This is a genomic window from Melioribacter sulfuriphilus (assembly GCF_051488685.1).
In the GTDB taxonomy this organism is placed as follows: domain Bacteria; phylum Bacteroidota; class Ignavibacteria; order Ignavibacteriales; family Melioribacteraceae; genus Melioribacter.
The window spans coordinates 82,741-103,868 of the sequence record NZ_JBPSEH010000008.1 but is presented as its reverse complement, the minus strand read 5'-3'; the positions used below and the strand labels follow the sequence as shown (position 1 = coordinate 103,868).

The following is a 21,128-nucleotide window of genomic DNA, read 5'->3' as shown; positions in this document are numbered from 1 at the left end:
TACCTGTTTCCATAATTATCGGATTCAGGCTTCTTCGGAAGCAGTACCCTGTGCTTCCTGTGAATCTTTAGACTTTACTTCATCCGACTGTTTTTCTTCTTTTTTGGTTTTGGCTGCTTTCTTATTCAGTTTAGCTTCTAAATTAGCTTGCTTCATTTTTTTCCATTCTTCGAGTTTTGTCTCTATTTCCTGCTCAGACAAACCCTTTTTTTGTAGTTGTCTTTTAAGGAAAATTCCCTGAGCAGAAAGCAGATTTCGAACCGTTGTAGTCGGTTGAGCTCCAACATTTAACCAGTAGAGAGCACGTTCCTCTTTAATTTCTACTGCAGCCGGTTCAGATTTGGGATTATACGTTCCAATTGCTTCGATAAATTTACCGTCTCTTGGTGATCTCGAATCGGCAGCAACAACTTTATAGATAGGCTGCTTCTTTTTTCCCATTCGTTTCAGTCTTAATTTAACCGCCAATTTATTTATTCCTCCTTTATGTTTAATTTAATCCAAATTTTTTCAAATTCAACATCCCCCTTCCACCACCTTGTTTATTGATCATCTTGATCATTTTCTGCATTTCATTAAACTGCTTAATAAGTCGATTGACATCCTGAATCGAATTACCACTACCCCGTGCAATTCTTTTGCGTCGACTACCATTAAGAATTTTTGGATTTCGACGTTCTTCTTTTGTCATCGATTGAATAATTGCTTCCACTTTTACCAATTGTTTATCGTCAATGTCCGCATTTTTAATTGCCGAACCGACTCCCGGGAGCATTGAAATGATCGATTTTAAAGAACCCATTTTTTTTAGCATCTTAATTTGTTTCAAAAAATCGTCGAAGTCAAACTTATTTGCTAATAATTTTTTTTGTAGCTCTTCGGCTTCCTTTTCGTCGACCTGCTTTTGAGCCTTTTCGACGAGGGAAATGATATCGCCTTTCCCGAGAATTCTGGAAGCCAGCCTGTCGGGATAAAAGACTTCGATCGAATCGAGTTTTTCGCCAGTACTTACAAATTTAACCGGGCGATCGACAACGGCGCGTATTGAAAGGACACAACCGCCTCGCGAATCGCCGTCCAGCTTTGTAATTACAATACCGTCAAAGTCAACTTTTTCATGAAAAGCCTTTGCAGAATTAACAGCATCCTGACCGGTCATCGAATCGACAACGAACAAGGTTTCAGTCGGCTTGACCTTTGCTTTAATTGCAGCGGCTTCTTGCATCATTTCTTCGTCAATATGCAATCTGCCCGCAGTGTCGATAATTACGGTATTGAGCTTATTTCCTCTGGCATACTCGATAGCTTCTTCGGCAATTTTCACCGGATCCATACAGCCGTCAATCGAAAAGACTGGAACGTCGATCTGTTTGCCAAGTATTTTCAATTGGTTGACAGCTGCAGGCCGATAAACGTCGGCAGCAACTAAAAGAACATCTCGTTTTTTGCTTTTTAATAAACCTGCTAACTTGGCGCTGAATGTAGTTTTACCACAACCCTGAAGTCCAATGAGCATAATGGTTGTAATTCCGGAGGGATTTAATTTAATTTCCGCCCCGTTACTGCCAAGTAGCCTGGTTAATTCGTCATAAATAATTTTTGTAATAAGCTGACCGGGAGTAATGGAAGTAAGAACTTCCTTCCCAAGTGCTTTTACCTTGACATCTTCAATAAATTGCTTTGCAACTTTATAATTTACATCAGCATCCAAAAGAACACGACGAATTTCCCGAAGAGTTTCAGAAATATTTTCTTCGGTTAATTTTCCCTGTCCAGTTACTTTCTTAAGTACCCGTTCGAATTTTTCAGTCAGTTCTTCGAGCATAGTTAATCAACTCTCGTTAAGATAATAAAAAGGTGATGAATATCAAACTATTTCAGTTCCGGCTTCTATTCTAACGGGTTTATCCTTCTTTAAGTGCATTTGCCCCGGATACAATTTCAATTATCTCTCGAGTAATAGTTGCCTGTCTTTCCTTATTATATGTTATCTGCAAGTTTCTGATTAATTCTTTGGCATTTTCAGTAGCCATATCCATTGCCGTCATTCTGGCGCCCAATTCTGCAGCATACGATTCGAGCAACACTTTCCACATTTGTGAATTGAGATGCTTGGGAAGCAATGAATTGATTATGCCAACTTTATCCGGTTCGTATATATACTCAGCTACGTTCACTTCTTGATTTTCTTCAACAAATGGTACAATCGGTAATAATTGTTCTACAACTGTTTTTTGTTGAATAATTGACCTGAACTCGTTATAAATAACAACGACTCTATCAATTTGCACGTTAATAAATTTATGCGTCAGTTCTTTGATTAAGCCGGAAGCGAATTCAAATTTCAAGCGAGAAAAAATTCCGGGGTGTGCACCAGCCACTTTGTAATTTCGTGTACTAAAATAATCGAGTCCTTTTTTGCCTACACAATAAAGTTCTAATTTGCCTTCTTCATAATATCTATTGTAGTCGTTTTTGATCAATTCTTCGGCTGTACGGATAACGTTCATGTTAAAACTGCCGCAAAGCCCTCTGTCGGAAGTAACGATAACAAAGGCAACGCTTTCTACTTTGCGATCAGTTAAAAACGGGTGGCTGAAGTTCTTTTCGATCTTTAAGAGGTGAGACAACACTTCGGAAATTTTACGCGAATAAGGACGAGCATTAATAATATTTTCCTGCGCCCGGCGTAGTCGCGCCGCTGCTACCATTTTCATTGCTTTGGTTATTTGCTGCGTGCTCTTTACGCCAATAATTCTTCTTTTTATGTCCCTAAGCGTTGCCATTCTTATAATCAGGATTTATTGAATTTTTGTAAAAATTCTTCTGCTGCCTTTTTAAGCAGTTCTACAGTGTCTTCTTTCAATTCTTTTGTAGTACGGATATTTTCATAAATTTGAGGATACTTCAACTCCACATATTCATGAAATTCTTTTTCAAATCTTTTTACGTCTTTTACTTCTATTGTTTCAAGGTAATCGTTCGTCCCGATAAAAACGCTTACAATTTGTTTCTCAACGGGTATCGGTGTATACTGACCTTGTTTGAGCAACTCAACGAGGCGAGCACCTTTAGCAAGCGTTTTCTGTGTAGCTTTATCGAGGTCCGAGCCAAATTTTGCGAACGCTTCGAGTTCACGATACTGTGCTAAATCGAGTTTGAGTGAACCTGCTACTTTTTTCATAGCTTTGATTTGTGCGTTACCACCCACACGTGAAACCGATATACCCACATTGATTGCCGGGCGTACACCTGCGTTAAACAAATTTGGTTCAAGATAAATCTGACCGTCTGTAATCGAAATAACGTTTGTAGGAATGTATGCCGAAACGTCACCCTGTTGTGTTTCGATAACTGGTAATGCCGTCAGGCTTCCTCCGCCAAGATCTTCACTTAATTTGGAAGCACGTTCGAGTAAGCGGGAGTGAAGATAGAAAACGTCGCCAGGATAGGCTTCGCGTCCTGGAGGTCTTCTCAAAAGAAGCGATAGTTCTCTATATGCAGCTGCTTGCTTCGATAAATCGTCATAAATTACAAGTGCATGACGACCCGAATCTCTAAAATATTCTCCCAGCGCAGTACCTGCATACGGCGCAATATACTGCAAAGGAGCAGGAGCCGAAGCCGGTGCGGAAACTACAGTGGTATATTCCATAGCTCCATTTTCTTCAAGTTTAGCTACTACCTGCGCAACTGTAGAATTTTTCTGCCCGATTGCAACGTAAATACAATAAACGGGTTTAATACCGTATTTTTTCGCTTCCTCGGTATGAGTATACTTTTGATTAATAATTGTATCGATAGCAATGGCAGTTTTACCAGTCTGACGATCACCAATGATAAGCTCTCTCTGGCCTCTTCCAATTGGAATCATCGAGTCGATGGCCGTTATACCAGTTTGAAGCGGTTCTTTAACTGGTTGACGATAAATTACTCCGAGGGCTTTTCTTTCAATTGGAGCGTATTTTTCGAATTGAATAGCGCCTTTGCCATCAAGAGGCTGACCGAGCGGGTCAACCACTCTGCCCAATAGTTTTTCGCCGACGGGAAACGAAGCAACTCGTTTGGTTCTTTTTACAGTATCGCCTTCTTTAATTAAGCTCGATTCGCCAAAAAGTACGCAACCGACACTGTCCTCTTCGAGGTTGAGCACCATTCCAATAACATTATTTGGAAATTCCACCAGTTCGCTTGCCATTACTTTCGACAATCCATAAATACGCGCAATACCGTCACCCACCTGTAATACAGTTCCGACATCATAAACTTCAACTTCGTTGTCGTAGCCGGCAAGTTGTTTTCTTAAAATTGCCGATATTTCGTCAGGTCTGATTTCTACCATTTTTCTTTCCTAATTGTTCGATAAACTAATATCTTCAGATAATTTTTTTCTCAGGCGTCCCAGTTGACTCTTTACAGAGGCATCAATTATAGTATCTCCGTATTGAGCCTTGAAACCACCCATTATTTTTTCATCTACATTGTAAGTAGGAATAATTTGTTTTCTGGTAACTTTCTCAAGATTTTTTTTCAATTCCTCCTTTAATTCGTCAGGAATATCCACCGCGGTAGTTACCTGTGTTCTGAGTATTCCTTTTTTTTCATCATAGAGAGAAAGGAATTCGTGCATAATTTCTTTGAGAATATCCTGTCTGTTTTTTTCGAGAACGAAATCGATAAAATCAACAATAACTTTAGAAATTTTGTTTTCAAAAATCGAATGGAGAATAGCTTTCTTATCAGAATGCTTGACTACTGGATTTTTCAGAATCGCTCTAAGCTCTCTGGAAGCTTCCAGCGTACTGAAAACAAAATCGACATCCGAAGCTGCTTCGTCGAGCAAAGCCTCGTTGTCTTTTGCTTTTTCAAGCAATAAACTGAAAAGTGAATTGGCATAACGATATGCAACTCTGTATACACTCATATCAATTCTTAGATAGATCTTCCAGGTACTTTGTGATAATTTTAATTTGTTTTTCTTTATCGAGATTTTCTCTCAATATTTTTTCTGCTGCTGATACTGCAATGTCTGCCACCTGATCTTTTAATTTAGAAAATGCTTCGGCATTTTTACGTTCGATTTCTTGGGTAGCTTCTTCAATCATTTTCTTGGCTTGTTGTTTGCTGTCTTCGAGAATTTGTTCACGTAACTTATCGGCATATTGCCGACCCTGTTCAATAATTTTTTGAGCTTCAGCTTCGGCTTTTTTGAGGTTTTCTTTATTTTGCTCGAAAAGCTTTTCAGCCTCAATTCTTGCCTTTTCAGCTTTTTCAAGAGATTCTCGTATTAAATTTTCCCTTTCATTTAAGGAATTAAGAATCGGTTTCCAGGCTATCTTCTTCAAAATAACCAGCAACAGAGCAACAGTAACGAGTGTCCAGATTATAAGTCCCGGGTTAACATCAAGTGGACTACCTGGAGCCTCGCCTGTGTTAAAGAGAAGCAGAGCAAACATTTTCCCAAGTATCATTATAATGATTCCTTAAATAAAAGAGTCAAATATTATTTTAATGCCAGAAGAATACAAATAACGAGCGCAAAGAGCGAAATACCTTCGATTAATGCTGCAGCAATAATCATAGAAGTTCTGATATCACCTGCAGCTTCAGGTTGACGACCGCTGGCTTCCATTGCTGAGCTGGCTAATTTACCGATGCCAAAGGCACCGCCAATAACTGTTAATGCTGCTCCAAAACCGGCTGCTAAATATGCGAAATCCATTTAATTCCTCCTTTAATATCTGTTATTAATTAATGTTCTTGATGATATGCCATCCCGATGAACAGGGATGAAAGCATTGTAAAAATGTATGCCTGTATTAATGCAACCAAAATTTCGAGCAAATAGATAAAAAGAGCAAATGCAACTGAAACAGGAACAACAATATATGTTTTAAGAATAAATATCAAACCAAGCAGAGCCAATATAACAATATGTCCAGCTGTCATATTTGCGAAAAGACGAATTGCCAGTGCAAATGGCTTTGTAAAGAGTCCCAATATTTCAACGACAAACATAATAGGTATCAGCCAGACCGGTATACCGTGCGGTATTAGACCTTTGAAATAACCGAAGAATCCATTTTTAATTATGCCACCAATCTGAATAACAAAAAAAGACATAGTGGCCAATGTAGCTGTAACGGCTATATTACTCGTGGCAGTTGCAGCATACGGCACAAGTCCTAAAAAATTACAAGTAAGTATGAAGAAAAAGACTGTCAAAAGGTATGGGAGAAACCTATCGTATCCACTACCGATGGTTGGCCGTGCAATTTCGTCGCGTACGAAAACAATCAGAACTTCCATTAAATTTGATACGCCGTGAGGTACGTGCGATTTCCGGTATTCCTTAGAAACTTTCCAGAAGATAAAAATTAACATTAAAGCAGCAACCCACATAAAGACTACATGTTTGGTAATCGACAGGTCAATTCCAAAAAGGTGAATTTCTGGTAGATGAATAATGCCAAAAGGCTCGAAATCGAGTTCTCTCGAATCGAGTATGTGGTGCATTATCCAACCGGAATCATTTCCTCCCGATTCCGCTGCTTTCAAAGTATCTGTTACTGCAGAGGTATTATACCACATTTTTAATTATTTACCTTTTATTGCATCCGCTTTTGCCTTTACGGCTTTTATCTCGACTATTAAAAACAAAATATACCATATAAAGAATGCAAATATAAACCCATATTTATCAATTTTCAAGAATTTTAAAGAAAGAAAAATTAGAAGCAAAACCAGAATCATCCTTAAACCCATACCTCCCAGGTTATAAAGAAGAAAAATTTTATTCCCTTTTTCTGTCGACTTTTTATACAATAATGAAAAGACAATAAAATTTATGAAAACAATACCACTGGGCACCATTATAGAGATAAATAGACCTGAATTTATAATATTTGTCATAAAGGTCATAAGAACAGTTAAATTCAAAAACATATATAGAACTAATATATTTTTAGCTGCTCTAATCATTTTTTTTCTTATTTAAACTCATAACAGCTTTTATAAAATTGTAAATTCCTGCAAATCCGCCGAAAAACGAAAAAATAATCGTTAACCAGGGATGCAAATTGAATTTTTTGTCGAGCCACCTTCCCAGAAAGAACATTAGTATGATTGTAGCAGCCAGTTGTGTACCCAGACCGAGATACGGACCGACAGTTTTGTAAGTTTCAGTAAGTTTAGACGTTGTGTTATTTATTTTCTTCATTAGATAGCTTGGGTGCATTCATACTGCTATTTCCGTCGAAGACCGCACCTTCTTCTACAATTAATATTCTTGATATAATATCACCCTTGACGACCGCTTTCGATTCAAGGCGCAATTTTTCGGCAGCTATAATTTTACCTTCTACTTTGCCGTTTGTAATTACATTACGTGCTTTAATTTCTCCAATAACTTGAGCTTGCTCGCCCATAGTCAAATTTCCATTAACTGAAAGATTTCCCCTAACTATTCCGTCAATTCTTACGTTTCCTTCGCTATTAATATTACCTTCGATTTTTACGCCGTTGCTAATTATACTTACTTCCTCTTCGTTAATTTCTTTTTTCAATGCCATATTAAACTCCTATTTAATTAGAATATATTGCTCGGGGTCGACAGGTTTGCCTTTAAACCACAATTCGAAATGGAGATGTGGTCCTGTGGTTTTCGTACCCGAATTGCCACTTAGAGCGATTAATTCGCCAGCCACCACATAATCCTGCGGCTTCTTCAAAAGCTCAGAGCAATGTTTGTAGATCGAAATATAATTGTCATCATGTTGAAGAATGATTGTATATCCATAGTCAATTGTATAGTTGGCAAAGATAACCAGTCCACCGGCTGCGGCATAAATTGGAGTCCCTTCTTTAACTCCCAGATCAAGTCCCATATGCCCTTCGGAGGGATTAAATTTTTTTGTGATGACACCTCTGACGGGTGTAAAAAAAAAGATTGGTTTCCCGGTTTCTTTATCTTGCTCGGATAATTTATAATATAATAACGAAATCGCTTTCAAAATATTCCCGCCAAGTTCGATTCGTTTTTTAATATTCTTTTGAAGTGAGTCGTAAAGAATACGCGTAGAATCGGATGAATCTGAATTTGCCAGCATTACCGCATATTTTAACTTTTCATTGGTAGAAGCGATTTTTTCGAGCTGTGAAGTCAATAAGTTTACTTTCCCCTGCAGTTCGTTTATTTTTTCTCGCTGGAGTTTCAGTTCCTGATTGTCCAGTACAAACATAAAATTCTTGATTGGTGTAACTGAAAGAATGAAAATCAGGATGAACCATGCAACTACAGTATAGATAAAAACATAGGCACTTGCACGGAGTAGACTTAACTTATAAGTTTTTGTACCCGAGTCGGGAATATTCGGGGTAAGAAGGAAAAATATTTTTTTGAATTTTTTTAAGTTAAGCCAGTTCATCAATAAATTCCGTGATAGACAGCCTTAAAATAACAATTTAGTTAGATTTTTGCTTTCGAATTAGCAAGCGTTCCAATTCATTAACAATAATGTCCGGCTCGAGCATATACCCGCAATCGAATGATTTAATAGGACATGAATTATGTCCATGAATGCCGCACGGTTTGCATTCGAGACCTGCGTAAGAGACAATCGAACTGAAACGGCTATATGGGTAAAAGCCAAATTCGGGAACCGTTGAGCAATAAACGTCGATAACTGGCGTATCTGTTGCCATAGCCATATGCACTGGTGCACTGTCGTTTGAAATCAGCGCATCGCAATTCATCAGCAAAGCCACGCTTTCAATTACTGTTAATTTTCCTGCTAAAGAAATTAAATCCGTCATGTCGAAGTTTTTACTCAAATTTTCGCATAGAGAGATGTCGTCTGGTCCTCCGATCAAAATTACGAAATAGTTCTTTTCAATTAATTTTTTTATTACTTCGTCGTAGCGTGGGTATCTTTTGGTAGACCATACAGAGCCAGGAGCTATGCATATTATTTTCTTTTCCGAAGATGGCAAAAGAGATTTAACTTTTATCAATACTTTTTCTTCTATTAAAAATTCAGGAAATATTTTCCAGGAATCATCTTTTTCATTCTGCCCAGCAAGTCTGAGATTTCTTTCCACCTCGTGAATAGAATTATGATACTCAGCGCGATAATTATAAACCCAACTCATTGCAGCTTTATCAAATCCCGCTCTGAATTTTATCCCTGACATTAATGCAACGAGAGAAGAACGGAAAGAACGGTGTGGGGAATAAAGTCGCGTATATTTTTTACTTCGTATTCCTTTAATAATAGAGAAGAAAGTATTGAAAGATTTATCCCTTCTTTTGTCGTATAAAATCAGTTCATCCACAAAGGGAGAATTTTCAAATATCTCTTTTGATTGCGGTATAGTAAGTACGTCAATAATACTGTTAGGAAATGAATCTTTTAATTTCCTTATTAGCGGTAGAGTGAGGATTGCGTCGCCCATAAAAGCAGTTTGGATTACGAGTATTTTTTCATGTTTATTCAGTACTTCCATATTTTGTGCATCCAGAAATACTGCGAGGGATATTTTCTGATATAGCTTTCGAGGAAGGAAATATAGTTTTGAGTTATATAAATTAATTTTTCATTGTATTCCCCCTGTACTAAATCGAGCTCTAATTTACTTGTATAAATTTTATATTTGAAATCATGCTGACGTACAGCAACAAGCAAAAGAATATCGCTACCTGTTTTTAGCGCAAACGCTGCAGCTCCGGTATTTAGAGCCGTTGGTACATCAAAGAAGCTGAATCGAAACGCATCTGCTGGTCCTCGCTGGTCACCGGCAATGCCAACCACTTCCCCATTTTTAAGTGCACTAAATATTTGTTTAACCGTTACACCAGAGGGAATAACCCTAATATTTCCGCGCTTGCGTGTGCTTTCTAACCACTTTGTAATGTAAATATTTCTTTGTGGTTTAACCAGAACATTATAGACAGCTGGAATATTAACAGCCAATGCCGACATAATAACTTCCCAATTGCCAAAGTGACCGGTAAGTAGTATCGTTCCTTTTTCATTGTTAATTATCTCTTCAATATGCGCCTTATTTTCAAAAATAATTTCGTTTTTGATTTCTGTGTCTTCAAGAGAAGGCAAAATCATCAGTTCGGAAAATGTAATTGACATATGAACATAATTTTGCCTGGCAATTTTATGAATTTCTTTTTTAGATTTTTCCGGGAATGCTTTTCTTAAATTCTTCAGTACGGTAGATTTTCGAATAGGAATTAAATAATAGAATAAGAAGCCAATAATACGTGCTAATTTTCTGGTACGATTAAGACCGATTTTATTAAAAACTGCAACCAGACTTCTAAAAAGAAAGTACTCGATTTTATTTTTGTCGGGCATTCTTATTGAGTGGTTTTTAATCTGTATTGCCAGTTGTCGTCCCGCACTTCACCGCGTTTGTCGGAATGGAGCAACTCATAATTTCCAAATCCGGTCACGTCCCCAAAAATAAAAGTTACACCACCTTCGATTTGATTATAGAACCAGACCTCGTAAGGTTTCATGTTCGATTGATTAGGATATCGATCCCGCTGGTCGGGTTCGCCGTATATGAGATAAACGCGTCCCCTGTCCGTAAGATATCCTGGACGTGTATAATTACTGAAATTTTGGTTCACATACTCAAGTCGACGCATATAATCTTCTTTAAATTCATTTATAGATGTCGATGGATCAGGGTCTCTTCTTTGCCAGAATGTATAAAGAAATTCTCGTTTGCCGTTGAGAGAATCGAGCTTTTTATACTGACTGATTTCATTTCCCGATGCAATATATTTTATCTGGTCGAACATTTTATCGCAATCTTCAGAAGTCATTATGGCAAACTCGCTACCGGCAAATCCTCTATTAATTCTGAAATTTGTAGCCGTATCAACGAACTCAGGGTTATAATAATAAAATCTTTTCGAAGACACATATCCTTCATTCGTACTATTATTTACTAAACTCAACTTAAGAGTGTAAGAATCTGTAGGTAATTTTGACAAATTAAAGAATCCGATATCGACTGTTGACTTATCGTTTTGAGGAATTTTTCTCGATTGTCCATCCACCTTCTTGCTACTGCTATTAAAAAGCTCCTTGTATAGTGTAAAGTCTGCGTTCGGATCTTTAAGTTTGAGATTGTACAATTCCACGTAGTAAAAAAGAACAGGCATTTTATGGCTGAAAATCATCGAGGGATTTGGAATTACTTCGAGAGTATTTTTATAGAAAATTGAATTTGGATTGGCACCTTCTTTTTTAATATTTGTAGCTATCTGGATATCACTCAAAGCATATTTATCTTCTTTAATTGGGATTGCTTCAATAATTTCATTTATTTCCTTCGATAACGAAGGATTATTCGAATCGTAAGCTTTGATATACAGAGAATATTTCCCCTTGGGAATGACCATACCAACTACTCCGGTATACGACTTCAAAGTGTTAGTAGTATCGACAGAATTTGCAATTTTCCAGTCTTTCCTAAAAAACAAAGTATCGGTAGTCAAATTCTTAATTTCGATGTGAACAATTGCTTCGATTTTAAGGTCATTAGAAACCGTCATTTGGGAAGGCATTAAGTCGTAGTAGAATTCGATATAAACAGAGGATGTATCATATTTGAATCGTGCGTAATCAAATTCGAAAGCAAGTTCGTCCTGACCAAAAATATTTATAGTAGAGAAGATAAATAGAATAAAAAATAATTTTTTCATTATAGAATAACCCCACCAATAATTTTGATGATGCATATTTAACGAAATGAAAAAAGAGAATCAAATCTCAGCGATAGATTTAAAAAGCAGAAGCCCTCTATTCGAGGGCTTCCTGCTGTGAATTAATGTATCCGAATCACAGTCCTAAAGTTACTGTAAAGACATGATTATCGTTGAAGAACTTCATTTCCCTGAAAGCATAATCGATTTTAAATCCGAGACCACCGAGGTTATAGTTAATACCAAAGCCCGCTGTTAAACCGAAGGTGTTGCTGTCGCTGTCGAGCTCAGGCATAAAAGTATAACCGCCGCGAACGAAGAATAAATCGTTATAAGCATATTCAGCACCGAACCTGTATTCGTCGCCGTAGAAATTGCTGTTCTGGAAAACGCCGTTAACGATTAATGAATTGGTCTCGTTAAACTGGTAATTATAGCCCAGTGCTAATTCCAGAGTTGAAGGCAACTCGAAGGATGCAGCGTCGATTTTGTAATACTGAGTAGGTCTCGAAAGATCTGTGGAAATAGCCTTAACATTAAGACCGCTGCCATCGTAGTCCATTTGTGGACCGAGGTTTTTCAGAACGACAGCAAAGCTCAAACCGTCGATATTACCGAGATTTTTATAGGAGATACCGAGGTTGAAGGCAATACCAGTCGCAGAAACAAGGTCTATTTTTTCAGATACTATGTTTGCCGTAAGACCAACCGAAATACGATCGCTCAGCATACGAGCATAAGTCATACCAACGGTTATAAAAGAAGGGCTGAAAGTTTGGCCTGTACCGTCGGGATTTTGAACAGTAGTAACAGGGATATCGCCAACTGCAATTGATTTAATCGAGAAAGCGAGTGCGCCAATGCCTTCGATATTAGTAGAAACTGCGCCGTATTCAACATTAATGTCGGCAAAGTAATTCATATGAGAAAAGAGAGCATAGGTATTGTACTCACCGCGAGCTAAATTTGCCGGGTTCCAGTAGAGAGATTCTACCCCAGTAGCGTCAACAAGAGTAGCACCAGCCATCGATATACCTCGCGCACCAACAGGAACCAGCAGCTGAGTTGCTCCGGCAGTTCCATTACGACTACCACCGCCTGCAAATAGGCTGCCTGCGATGAATAGTGTTAATAGTACTAAGGTTATTAAATTTATTTTTTTCATTTTCAATCTCCTTCAATTTTTTAGAATCGATCAAGAATTTGCTGTTCTTGAATTATAGCGACTTTGAGTATCTTCGTTTTTCCTAAATCCGGCATATCAATATGTACTATGTACAATCCGCTTGCTACCGGAAGGTCACTTTCATTGTTGAGATCCCATCTGAAGAATTGATCCGGTGTATCTTTATGGAGCGTTCTAACCAATTGACCAGCAAGATTAAATATGCGAATTGTAGCCTTCTGTGGTAAGTGGTTGAAAGTTACAAAACGCTGGTATTTGTTTATTTCCTGCGGATTGACTCCATAGTACGGATTCGGAAATACGTTGACATCCTCAACGTCTTCTTTTGCCAGTTCGGGATCGTTTACAACTGAAGGAGCCTTGAAAGTATATTTATCTTCAGCACTTATCGGTTTATTATAGTTAATTCTGATAACTGTTCCTGCTGGTGGCATTTTTCCGTCGCCGTCAAAATCACAGACGACAAATCTACCAATCGGATAAACAAAGCCGCCATGGAAATCAGCATTATAATCACCTGCATTTGGATCGACATCGAATGCGTAATTGTATGTTGCACCTGCACCACCAGATTGGATACACGTGTTTTCAAATTGTTTATAACCAACATCTCCTGGTGTTCTATCCTTCGGATCCATCCAGTAGACCCAGTCAGAAGCGGGATAACCAAAATACGGGTCCTCACCTGTTGCCCAACCCCATTGATCGGATGTTGCAACATTTTCAACTAAAAATGGAATCATTCTAAAATCGTCTGAAGGATCATCTGGTGTACCGATACCAATGTTCCAGAGTTCAAATGGAACTCTTGCAATTTTATCGTCAGTGAATGCAAAAACAGCGTACCCACCATTTTCAGTAAATCTAAATTCGTAATCGTATGGTGCAGCATAATTTACATATCTATATAAACGGTCGATAGTGCCGCTACCACCACCAGCACTAACATAATATCTATCACCGCCTGAAGAATTAAGACTGTGCCATACTTTGTTGCCTTTGTACGGTGCACCAGCAGCATCGTATTTCGAGGGATCAAGTGGAGCACCTGCATAAGCAACTTCAACCATACCATCACCTTCGCCAGGACCTTTAATCATTGCTGGAGCATCTTGAACCCCAATTTGTATACCATCAACGATAATAAATTCATTATCATCGCCGTAATGGGTTTGATTTGCAAGAACAGTTTGTCCATTTCTCAGGACATTCCATGTTTTGTTGCCTTCCGCGTCAATATTAAATGTAACTGTATAGTCAGCACCGGTTAACTTTGTAGGATCTACAACTATCGGTGTTACGATACCATCACTGAAACCTGCAGAATGTGTTACATCGAGAACCTGTCCCACTTCACCTTCGTAACGTATACCAGGTTTTGGAGATTGAGGTACAACTTCGATGACATTCATTGGATTTTCCAGCACTCTCGGTACTGCTGCAGGATCAGGATTATAAGCGTAAGCAGTTACTGCAAAGTAATATTTACTGCCATTATTTAAAGGTAATCCGCCTTTGAATACATCATTCTTAATACTGATATATCTCTTTATACCAGAGTCGCTACCAAATTTAACAACGCGATCGAGAACTACGCCTGAAGTAGCATCAAATTCTTTATCTGTAATCTTAAGAACGCCGTCAACAACATCATAAGTAGCAATCAAACGGGCCTCGCTTGCCTGAGCTGTTTTTGTTGGTAACTGGTATACACAGTAACCCTGGAATTCAAACCCACCTTTCGAATAAGTTTCGGTGGCGTTTACTTTTGCAGGGTCGCTGCCCCAGGATAAAATAATTTCTTCATCCATCTCAGCTACATTTACTACAGGAGCCGGAGGTGGTGTTGGAACGTTAAAGAAGTTGTCGTAAGCTAATTGAGCCTGCAGGTCGTAGAATTTCAATAATTGTACAGCGCCTAATCGATCGACACCTTCAACTGCTCCAGCAGCAATTTCAGCAACTACAACTTCCTGAGTATCACCATAAGCCATTTCAAATGGACCGGATACAGAACCGATACGACGATCTCCTGGTGGATGAAGCATACCATCTAACCAACCAGTTCCAGTTATAGGATCACCAGCTAAAGTAAATTTCGTTGGTTGACCGGTTGTGGGGTCAACAAAAGGATCTCCTGTAGTTGATACTCTTCCTCTAAATAAATTGTACCACTGCAAAGTACCGGTTTCATACAATCCCAGATCAGGGTCACTATAAACATTGTCGCCGTTTATGAAGAAGTAGAATGCCGTCATCGGCAAATTCTTTTTGCCCTGTATATATTTACCTTTGTAGATAGCAACATCTTCAGCTTCGCCATCAACAATAGGTCCCTGGAAGAAGTCGAAACCAACTGCTGGTGGTGGAAGAGGATTATAAACAGCATCTGTAGCGTTTGCATTATAAGCAAAACCTAAACTGAGAGTGGTATCGCATCCCGCAAAGTCGTCGCCTGCATCACCAACATCGGGGTCTGACCACATGGAGACATACATCTCCGTGAAAGGTTTTTGCTCGGGATTTTTGTTGATAATTATATATTTACGGAACAACATATTTCCCAGAGCTCCGGTAGCATTATAACCCCATATTGTAACTTGTTCTTCAATTCCCATCGGTAAAGAGCCGTACATAAAGTCGGTTTGAGCGGGGTCTAAGTCGTTACAAACGAACCAGATAGTTTGATCAGCTCCGGGAACCCCAGGTATATCGACAGCAGGGTTATACTGGCCGTCACCATTAACATCTTCAAACGGAGCGCCCTGGCTTGCTGGCCATTCATTCCAGTCTTTTTCATACTGTGCTCTGATAGCTTCGATCGTAGGTCCATCACCATCAGCCAATTCAGCGCTTAAATCGCCATCTTTATAATCTCTTCTAACACGATAAATTCTTACATCCGGGTCAGCTGGATTAGCAGGAGTACCATCTGGTAATATTCTACCTGGTACAGTCCCCTGCCGATAAGTCGAGCCACCAACACGAAATTGATCATCTACTTTACCTCCCCACAGGAAGCCCGACTGGAATACAGCGGTTCTGTTACTTCCTTTTGGGAAAACAAATCCTGAATTACCGTTTTGATTAATATCGGATTCGCCGTCATTTTTAATCCAAGTAGAGATATTATTGATATTGAACTTTGTATAAACAGGTTCACCCAACGCTTTGAAAAGAGAATTGGCTTTCTTTTCGCCTCCTCCCTTGGCAAAGGTTAGCGCTGTAAACGCCAACAGCATTAGCGTTAAGTTTATTAGTCTGATTAATTTTTTATTCATGTTTTACTCCTCTTTTTTTCAAACTTTATGATTAGTATTCCAATCTTACACCTAATCTAATCTGACGAGGCGGTCCATACATTAAATTAGTAAGCGCACCCGGCACTCCGCCATAACCTTCTTGATAATCAACATTGATAGCTTTGTATAAATCAATATATTTTTCACCATATGTCTCAATCAATTGTTGTGATAATTCGGGGTTATAAATCACACCGTCGTCTTGGGGAGAACCGGTTCTTAAGAATACGTTGCGAATATTGAGATTATCAAAGAGATTAATTACATAGACATAAACATTCATAGAAAGTTTATCCATCAATCTGAAAGTTTTATCAATACGTAAGTCTACCTGGAATTCTCCCGGTGTAACTGAACTATTCAAAGCTTCGAGCGGTTGACGGAATCGAGCGTCGGTTTCGGCATTCAAAGCACCAATACCACGTGTGAAGGGATGACCACTATTAAACATAGCAAGTACTGATACTCCAAAATCATGCAGCAAAGCTGGACCATCGTTCGGACCGAATCGATAATCAAGATTGACATTTCCTCTCAAAGCCTGATTGTAGGAAAGAGGACTGATATATTTTGGAACAAAGATTGTAACACCATCAAGAGGAGCACCTACAATACCACTATTAGAATAGGGATTTGATCCTGTACCGCGTGCATCCTGGAACGAAAGGGATGCATTCATTGACAGCCTTTCGTATCTTCTCATGTTAAGCGTAATTTCAACACCCTTCGTAGTAGCATAATCCCCATTAGTCAATACGTTATAGTTCTGGAAAGCTGAATTACGATCTACTGGCTGATTAGTGAATTGTACTTGATCTTTAATGTCTTTATAATAACCGGTAATATCGATAGACATAAAATCTGTTAACTGCTGAGTAAAGCCTAACTCGTACTGAGTGGTTCTGGTGGGTCTCAAATTGAAACCTGCTGGTTGAGGTATAAAGAAACCACCTTTAATTTCGAATCCTACTCTATACAATCCACGGTAAGCAGTACTTAATGCGGGTTGTTGTATAAATTTACCAAACTGAGCGTGGAATACAGTTTTATCTGTAACAGGGAAAGAGAAACCTAAACGAGGACTTACTGCACTGAAGGTAGGTACTTTTTCCCATCCTTCTTCATATAGTTCACCCGTAGTTGGATTGATGCCGAGATCTGGTTTAGTGGGATCTACAAGTTTGAGATTATCAATATCGATATAATCGAATCTTAAGCCAGCGTTAATTACGAGATCTTCGTATTCAATTCTATCCTGGATATATGCAGCTGCAAAAACAGGTTTGTGAGGAGCATCGAAGTATCCATCGTCAACTTTATTTCCAAAAACGTCGTATCCATAGTTATTGACACCGCGTGTAATTAAAAGCTGCCGCTTGTATGCATTTAATGAAGCTTCGGTTCCATCATAATTTGAAGAATTAATAAACTGATCGACAGATGCTGCCAGACCTACCTGCGAAACTGTTCCAAGTGTCCAGTTTCTTAAAGTATAAGTTTGATATTCACCACCTACTTTGAAAGAATGATTTTTACCGACTAAAAATGAAAGTGATGCATTAAGTGAAATTCCTCGTCTGTCATTCTTTCCATAGCCAATCGGAACTGTACCGTCTCTTACAAAATCAAAACCATAGATATTAGCATAAGTTGGGCTTACATATCTGCCATATACACCGTTTTCAATATCTTTTGGCGTTCTGGGTATTGTCCATCCAGCTTCTGCATTTGCAACACTATCGCCATAAACCCAGATATTCGAGCCAAGTCCTGGTGTATATTCTTCATAGTTTGAGAAATAATAACCTGCAGATACTTCATAATACATAGTAGGAGTTAGCACATGCGTAATTTTCAAGTTAAGAGCGCCATTATTCGATTCAAATTTCCCGCGTCTTGTCTGAAGTAGATCCTGTATTGCAGAGTAGGCAGATGTAGCACCATTTTGTGTAGTATAGGTTCCAGATAGTCTTATGATTACTGGTTTTAAATCGAAATTAAGAGTTCCAGTATATGTAATAAATTCACTTTGTTGTCCTTTCAGAGGTCCTGCGGGATAATAGAAATTAATTGTATCATTGGAAACGGGATCGCCAATTACGCCAAGGTTCATCCCCGGCCATGGCTGCGGGTTGCCATCTCTATCATATCTATAGTTTACATTAGTAAAGAATTTAACTCTATCAGAAAAGAGAGGACCGCTCAATGTGGCGCTTTGTTCGTTGTAGCCCCACCAGTAAGCACCAAGACGTTTTTTGCCGTCAAATGCGTCTTTTTTGCTCTTAAATGTTACATTATCTGTTATATACTCATAGCTTACTTTCAATTCTGGTCCGCCGGTTTTGAACTGCTGGCGAATAATACCGGCATTAGCTCCACCAAATTCAGCAGTGTAACCACCAGCCTGTACTTGAATTTCCTCGAGAGCATCCTGAGAGATAGTAACCCCTCTCCGTCCGGTAATTGGGTTTTTAATCGATACACCTTCCAGATAATAACCTACTTCGTCATTACGACCACCACGGATATAAATATCTCCGTTTTGGAGCGTTACACCTGCTGTTAGAGCAATAATGTTATTTACTCCGCGCACAGGTAAAGCTTCGATATCTTCACTTGATGTAACACGAATTGCATTGGTGTTATCTTTTTGTATTAGCGGTTTTTGAGCCACAATTTCAACAGTGCCTACCTGGATATCTTCACTAGGTAGTTGGAAATTGAGTTCAGTAGTAAGATCTGCACTAACACGAACATTTGAAATTGTTATGGTTTGATAACCCAGATATGAAGCTCTTACCTCATAAACACCGGGCTCAAGGTTAATAAGTAGATATTCACCGCTAGCATCCGTAGCTGCACCAATCGTTGTTCCCATAACGATCACATTGGCACCGATTAGCGGATCTCCGGTTTGCATATCTACTACTTTTCCTTTAATCCTACCCCTTGTTCCCGCCATTAGTAGCGCAGGAATAAGAGTAAGAAATAGCAAAAAGTATAAAATTCTTCGATGCATACTTTACTCCTTAATTTGTTGGTTTATAAAAGAAAGGATATCTGAAAGGTAATACGGTAAACATCACTTGCAATAGCTACCTCCTAATTTTGTGTGTAAAAGGAATTTATTTGTATTATTCAATAAGCCCTAGAAAAGAATTAAACACTTAATAGCTCCTTTTAGCTTTGCTTCATATTAAGCGTTATTAATATAAAAGAATAACTTTATTTTTGTCAAGCTAATTATGAAGTATTTTCACAAATAATCATTCAACTTTACCAATTTTTATTTCATCAATCCAACACTAACAAACTTATTTTTATTATTCCTTTTCAAAAAAAGATGCAGATAATTTTTCTTTATTACTTTATAAGAAATTTTAAAAAAATTCTCTTAATAATTTAGTCAAATTATCCCAAAAGTTTGCCTACTTTTTCAACAAAAACACTTTTAGGCACTGCCCCGATGATAGCGTCGACCACTTCTCCATTTTTTAGGAAAAGTACTGTTGGAATACTCCGGACGCCATATTTAATTGCCGTCTGCTGATTCTCGTCGACGTCGAGCTTGCCGACTTTTATTTTGCCATTGTATTCTTCAGCAAGTTCTTCAATTATCGGTGCAATCATTCGGCAGGGACCACACCAGGCAGCCCAAAAATCAACTATTACAGGTATATTTGATTTCAAAGCTTCGGCTTCGAAATTTCCGTCCGTAAATGTAAATGGTTTCATGACAACTCCTTTTATAATTTACCGTTTTTCTTTAGAACGTGACGAGCTATAATGCCCTTTTGTATTTCGTTTGTACCTTCGAAAATTCTATTAATTCTTGAATCACGATAAAATCTTTCAATTGGCATTTCGCGTGAATATCCCATACCACCATGAATCTGAACAGCATAATCGGCAATTTTATCGAGTGCTTCGGAACAAAATAATTTTACGATAGCAGATTGATGGGAAATATCTTTCTTTAGGTCGTAATCGACCGCCGTACGATAGACCATCGATTCCATTGCGTATATCAAAGAAGCCATTTCCGAGAGCATGAATTGAATTGCCTGAAAATTTGCAATTGTGGTATCAAATTGTTTGCGTTGTTTTGCATAGCGAGTCGATAGTTCGAGAAGTTCCTTCGAAGCTCCCAAACATGCAGCTCCTAAACCGAGTCTACCTGCATCCAGCGTTTTCATGGCAAGTATGAAACCTCTACCTTCCTGGCCTACCATATTTTCTTTTGGAATTCTAACATTGTCGAATGTAATCGGATTGGTTGTGCTACCTTTAATACCCATCTTTTTTTCAGGTGGTCCGGCAGAGAAACCCGGTCGATCGGTTTCGACTATAAATGCTGTAATTCCTTTTTCTGTTCTTGCAAAAACTGAAACTATATCAGCAATTCCTCCATTGGTAATCCATAGTTTTTCACCATTAATCACCCATTCATCGCCGTCGAGATATGCGCGTGTTTTCAGATTAAAGGAATCGGAACCCGCTTGAGCTTCTGTTAGACAAAATGCGCCTATTTTCTCGCCTTTTGCAAGAGGGACGAGATATTTTTGTTTCTGCTCTTCGTTACCACCGAGGTAAATTACATTTGCACCTATAGATTGATGCGCACCGATAAAAGTAGCTGTAGACATACAGCCGCGTGCAATTTCCTCCTGCATAATACAATATCCTACTTCACCGAAACTGCCCCCTCCGTATTCTTCGGGGAACGATATGCCGAGTAGACCTAATTCTCCCAATTTCTTGATAAGGTCTTCAGGAATTTTTTCTTCAGCATCGATTTTTGCAGCAATTGGTTTGATTTCATTGTCAACAAAATCCCTTACGATGCTGCGGAGCATATTCTGCTCTTCAGTAAAGGCGAATTCATTCATTTTTACGTCCTGTATCTATTTAT

The 21,128-nt window shown here is 38.5% G+C and carries 20 protein-coding genes; all 20 read right to left on the bottom strand.

Annotated features, from left to right (window positions below; all coding sequences use genetic code 11):
• Positions 1 to 24: 24 nt before the first annotated feature.
• On the bottom strand, positions 25 to 468 hold the full coding sequence (gene rpsP / locus ACSSV9_RS11695; protein WP_437347441.1) for a 30S ribosomal protein S16: 444 nt from the start codon (positions 466 to 468) through the stop codon (positions 25 to 27).
• A gap of 22 nt (positions 469 to 490) precedes the next feature.
• Positions 491 to 1,825: a signal recognition particle protein gene (ffh, locus tag ACSSV9_RS11690; protein WP_437347440.1), complete on the bottom strand. Its 1,335-nt coding sequence runs from the start codon at positions 1,823 to 1,825 to the stop codon at positions 491 to 493.
• A 79-nt stretch (positions 1,826 to 1,904) separates the two neighbouring features.
• The gene (gene atpG, locus ACSSV9_RS11685; protein ID WP_437347439.1) at positions 1,905 to 2,786 is read right to left on the bottom strand and encodes an ATP synthase F1 subunit gamma; all 882 of its coding nucleotides are present in this window, start codon (positions 2,784 to 2,786) and stop codon (positions 1,905 to 1,907) included.
• Between the two features lie 8 nt (positions 2,787 to 2,794).
• A complete protein-coding gene (gene atpA / locus ACSSV9_RS11680) occupies positions 2,795 to 4,342 on the bottom strand; it encodes a F0F1 ATP synthase subunit alpha (RefSeq protein ID WP_437347438.1) in 1,548 nt (515 codons plus the stop codon).
• Positions 4,343 to 4,351: 9 nt separating this feature from the next.
• Entirely contained in the window at positions 4,352 to 4,924 is a 573-nt protein-coding gene (gene atpH, locus ACSSV9_RS11675) for an ATP synthase F1 subunit delta (RefSeq protein ID WP_437347437.1), read from the bottom strand.
• Position 4,925: 1 nt separating this feature from the next.
• Complete coding sequence (atpF, locus tag ACSSV9_RS11670) at positions 4,926 to 5,471, bottom strand: F0F1 ATP synthase subunit B (protein ID WP_437347436.1); 546 nt, start codon at positions 5,469 to 5,471, stop codon at positions 4,926 to 4,928.
• 32 nt (positions 5,472 to 5,503) lie between these two features.
• The gene (gene atpE, locus ACSSV9_RS11665; protein WP_014854956.1) at positions 5,504 to 5,722 is read right to left on the bottom strand and encodes an ATP synthase F0 subunit C; all 219 of its coding nucleotides are present in this window, start codon (positions 5,720 to 5,722) and stop codon (positions 5,504 to 5,506) included.
• A gap of 29 nt (positions 5,723 to 5,751) precedes the next feature.
• On the bottom strand, positions 5,752 to 6,591 hold the full coding sequence (gene atpB / locus ACSSV9_RS11660; RefSeq protein WP_437347435.1) for a F0F1 ATP synthase subunit A: 840 nt from the start codon (positions 6,589 to 6,591) through the stop codon (positions 5,752 to 5,754).
• Positions 6,592 to 6,597: 6 nt separating this feature from the next.
• Positions 6,598 to 6,912: a hypothetical protein gene (locus ACSSV9_RS11655; RefSeq protein ID WP_437347434.1), complete on the bottom strand. Its 315-nt coding sequence runs from the start codon at positions 6,910 to 6,912 to the stop codon at positions 6,598 to 6,600.
• A 61-nt stretch (positions 6,913 to 6,973) separates the two neighbouring features.
• Complete coding sequence (locus ACSSV9_RS11650) at positions 6,974 to 7,219, bottom strand: AtpZ/AtpI family protein (protein ID WP_437347433.1); 246 nt, start codon at positions 7,217 to 7,219, stop codon at positions 6,974 to 6,976.
• Complete coding sequence (locus tag ACSSV9_RS11645) at positions 7,203 to 7,571, bottom strand: bactofilin family protein (protein ID WP_437347432.1); 369 nt, start codon at positions 7,569 to 7,571, stop codon at positions 7,203 to 7,205. Before ACSSV9_RS11645 ends, ACSSV9_RS11650 begins: the two co-directional genes overlap by 17 nt.
• Before the next feature lie 9 nt (positions 7,572 to 7,580).
• Positions 7,581 to 8,426 (bottom strand): M23 family metallopeptidase, encoded by an 846-nt coding sequence (locus tag ACSSV9_RS11640; protein ID WP_437347431.1) that lies wholly within the window; start codon positions 8,424 to 8,426, stop codon positions 7,581 to 7,583.
• Positions 8,427 to 8,463: 37 nt separating this feature from the next.
• Positions 8,464 to 9,504: a glycosyltransferase family 9 protein gene (locus ACSSV9_RS11635; protein WP_437347430.1), complete on the bottom strand. Its 1,041-nt coding sequence runs from the start codon at positions 9,502 to 9,504 to the stop codon at positions 8,464 to 8,466.
• Positions 9,492 to 10,367, bottom strand: a complete 876-nt coding sequence (locus ACSSV9_RS11630) for a lysophospholipid acyltransferase family protein (RefSeq protein WP_437347429.1) — start codon at positions 10,365 to 10,367, stop codon at positions 9,492 to 9,494. Before ACSSV9_RS11630 ends, ACSSV9_RS11635 begins: the two co-directional genes overlap by 13 nt.
• A gap of 2 nt (positions 10,368 to 10,369) precedes the next feature.
• Positions 10,370 to 11,728, bottom strand: a complete 1,359-nt coding sequence (locus tag ACSSV9_RS11625; RefSeq protein WP_437347428.1) for a GWxTD domain-containing protein — start codon at positions 11,726 to 11,728, stop codon at positions 10,370 to 10,372.
• A 136-nt stretch (positions 11,729 to 11,864) separates the two neighbouring features.
• Positions 11,865 to 12,893: a PorV/PorQ family protein gene (locus ACSSV9_RS11620; protein WP_437347427.1), complete on the bottom strand. Its 1,029-nt coding sequence runs from the start codon at positions 12,891 to 12,893 to the stop codon at positions 11,865 to 11,867.
• A gap of 20 nt (positions 12,894 to 12,913) precedes the next feature.
• Positions 12,914 to 16,195 (bottom strand): T9SS type A sorting domain-containing protein, encoded by a 3,282-nt coding sequence (locus ACSSV9_RS11615; protein ID WP_437347426.1) that lies wholly within the window; start codon positions 16,193 to 16,195, stop codon positions 12,914 to 12,916.
• A 31-nt stretch (positions 16,196 to 16,226) separates the two neighbouring features.
• A complete protein-coding gene (locus ACSSV9_RS11610; protein WP_437347425.1) occupies positions 16,227 to 19,235 on the bottom strand; it encodes a TonB-dependent receptor in 3,009 nt (1,002 codons plus the stop codon).
• 392 nt (positions 19,236 to 19,627) lie between these two features.
• A complete protein-coding gene (gene trxA / locus ACSSV9_RS11605; protein ID WP_437347424.1) occupies positions 19,628 to 19,951 on the bottom strand; it encodes a thioredoxin in 324 nt (107 codons plus the stop codon).
• Between the two features lie 11 nt (positions 19,952 to 19,962).
• Positions 19,963 to 21,105, bottom strand: coding sequence for an acyl-CoA dehydrogenase family protein (locus ACSSV9_RS11600; protein WP_437347423.1), 1,143 nt, complete (start codon positions 21,103 to 21,105; stop codon positions 19,963 to 19,965).
• Positions 21,106 to 21,128 lie beyond the last annotated feature (23 nt).

Coding starts and splice junctions, on each gene's coding strand:
- ffh (WP_437347440.1), bottom strand. CDS start 1,825: ATGCTCGAAGAACTGACTGAAAAATTCGAACGGGTACTTAAGAAAGTA.
- atpG (WP_437347439.1), bottom strand. CDS start 2,786: ATGGCAACGCTTAGGGACATAAAAAGAAGAATTATTGGCGTAAAGAGC.
- atpA (WP_437347438.1), bottom strand. CDS start 4,342: ATGGTAGAAATCAGACCTGACGAAATATCGGCAATTTTAAGAAAACAA.
- atpH (WP_437347437.1), bottom strand. CDS start 4,924: ATGAGTGTATACAGAGTTGCATATCGTTATGCCAATTCACTTTTCAGT.
- atpF (WP_437347436.1), bottom strand. CDS start 5,471: ATGATACTTGGGAAAATGTTTGCTCTGCTTCTCTTTAACACAGGCGAG.
- atpE (WP_014854956.1), bottom strand. CDS start 5,722: ATGGATTTCGCATATTTAGCAGCCGGTTTTGGAGCAGCATTAACAGTT.
- atpB (WP_437347435.1), bottom strand. CDS start 6,591: ATGTGGTATAATACCTCTGCAGTAACAGATACTTTGAAAGCAGCGGAA.
- ACSSV9_RS11655 (WP_437347434.1), bottom strand. CDS start 6,912: ATGACAAATATTATAAATTCAGGTCTATTTATCTCTATAATGGTGCCC.
- ACSSV9_RS11650 (WP_437347433.1), bottom strand. CDS start 7,219: ATGAAGAAAATAAATAACACAACGTCTAAACTTACTGAAACTTACAAA.
- ACSSV9_RS11645 (WP_437347432.1), bottom strand. CDS start 7,571: ATGGCATTGAAAAAAGAAATTAACGAAGAGGAAGTAAGTATAATTAGC.
- ACSSV9_RS11640 (WP_437347431.1), bottom strand. CDS start 8,426: ATGAACTGGCTTAACTTAAAAAAATTCAAAAAAATATTTTTCCTTCTT.
- ACSSV9_RS11635 (WP_437347430.1), bottom strand. CDS start 9,504: ATGGAAGTACTGAATAAACATGAAAAAATACTCGTAATCCAAACTGCT.
- ACSSV9_RS11630 (WP_437347429.1), bottom strand. CDS start 10,367: ATGCCCGACAAAAATAAAATCGAGTACTTTCTTTTTAGAAGTCTGGTT.
- ACSSV9_RS11625 (WP_437347428.1), bottom strand. CDS start 11,728: ATGAAAAAATTATTTTTTATTCTATTTATCTTCTCTACTATAAATATT.
- ACSSV9_RS11620 (WP_437347427.1), bottom strand. CDS start 12,893: ATGAAAAAAATAAATTTAATAACCTTAGTACTATTAACACTATTCATC.
- ACSSV9_RS11615 (WP_437347426.1), bottom strand. CDS start 16,195: ATGAATAAAAAATTAATCAGACTAATAAACTTAACGCTAATGCTGTTG.
- ACSSV9_RS11610 (WP_437347425.1), bottom strand. CDS start 19,235: ATGCATCGAAGAATTTTATACTTTTTGCTATTTCTTACTCTTATTCCT.
- trxA (WP_437347424.1), bottom strand. CDS start 19,951: ATGAAACCATTTACATTTACGGACGGAAATTTCGAAGCCGAAGCTTTG.
- ACSSV9_RS11600 (WP_437347423.1), bottom strand. CDS start 21,105: ATGAATGAATTCGCCTTTACTGAAGAGCAGAATATGCTCCGCAGCATC.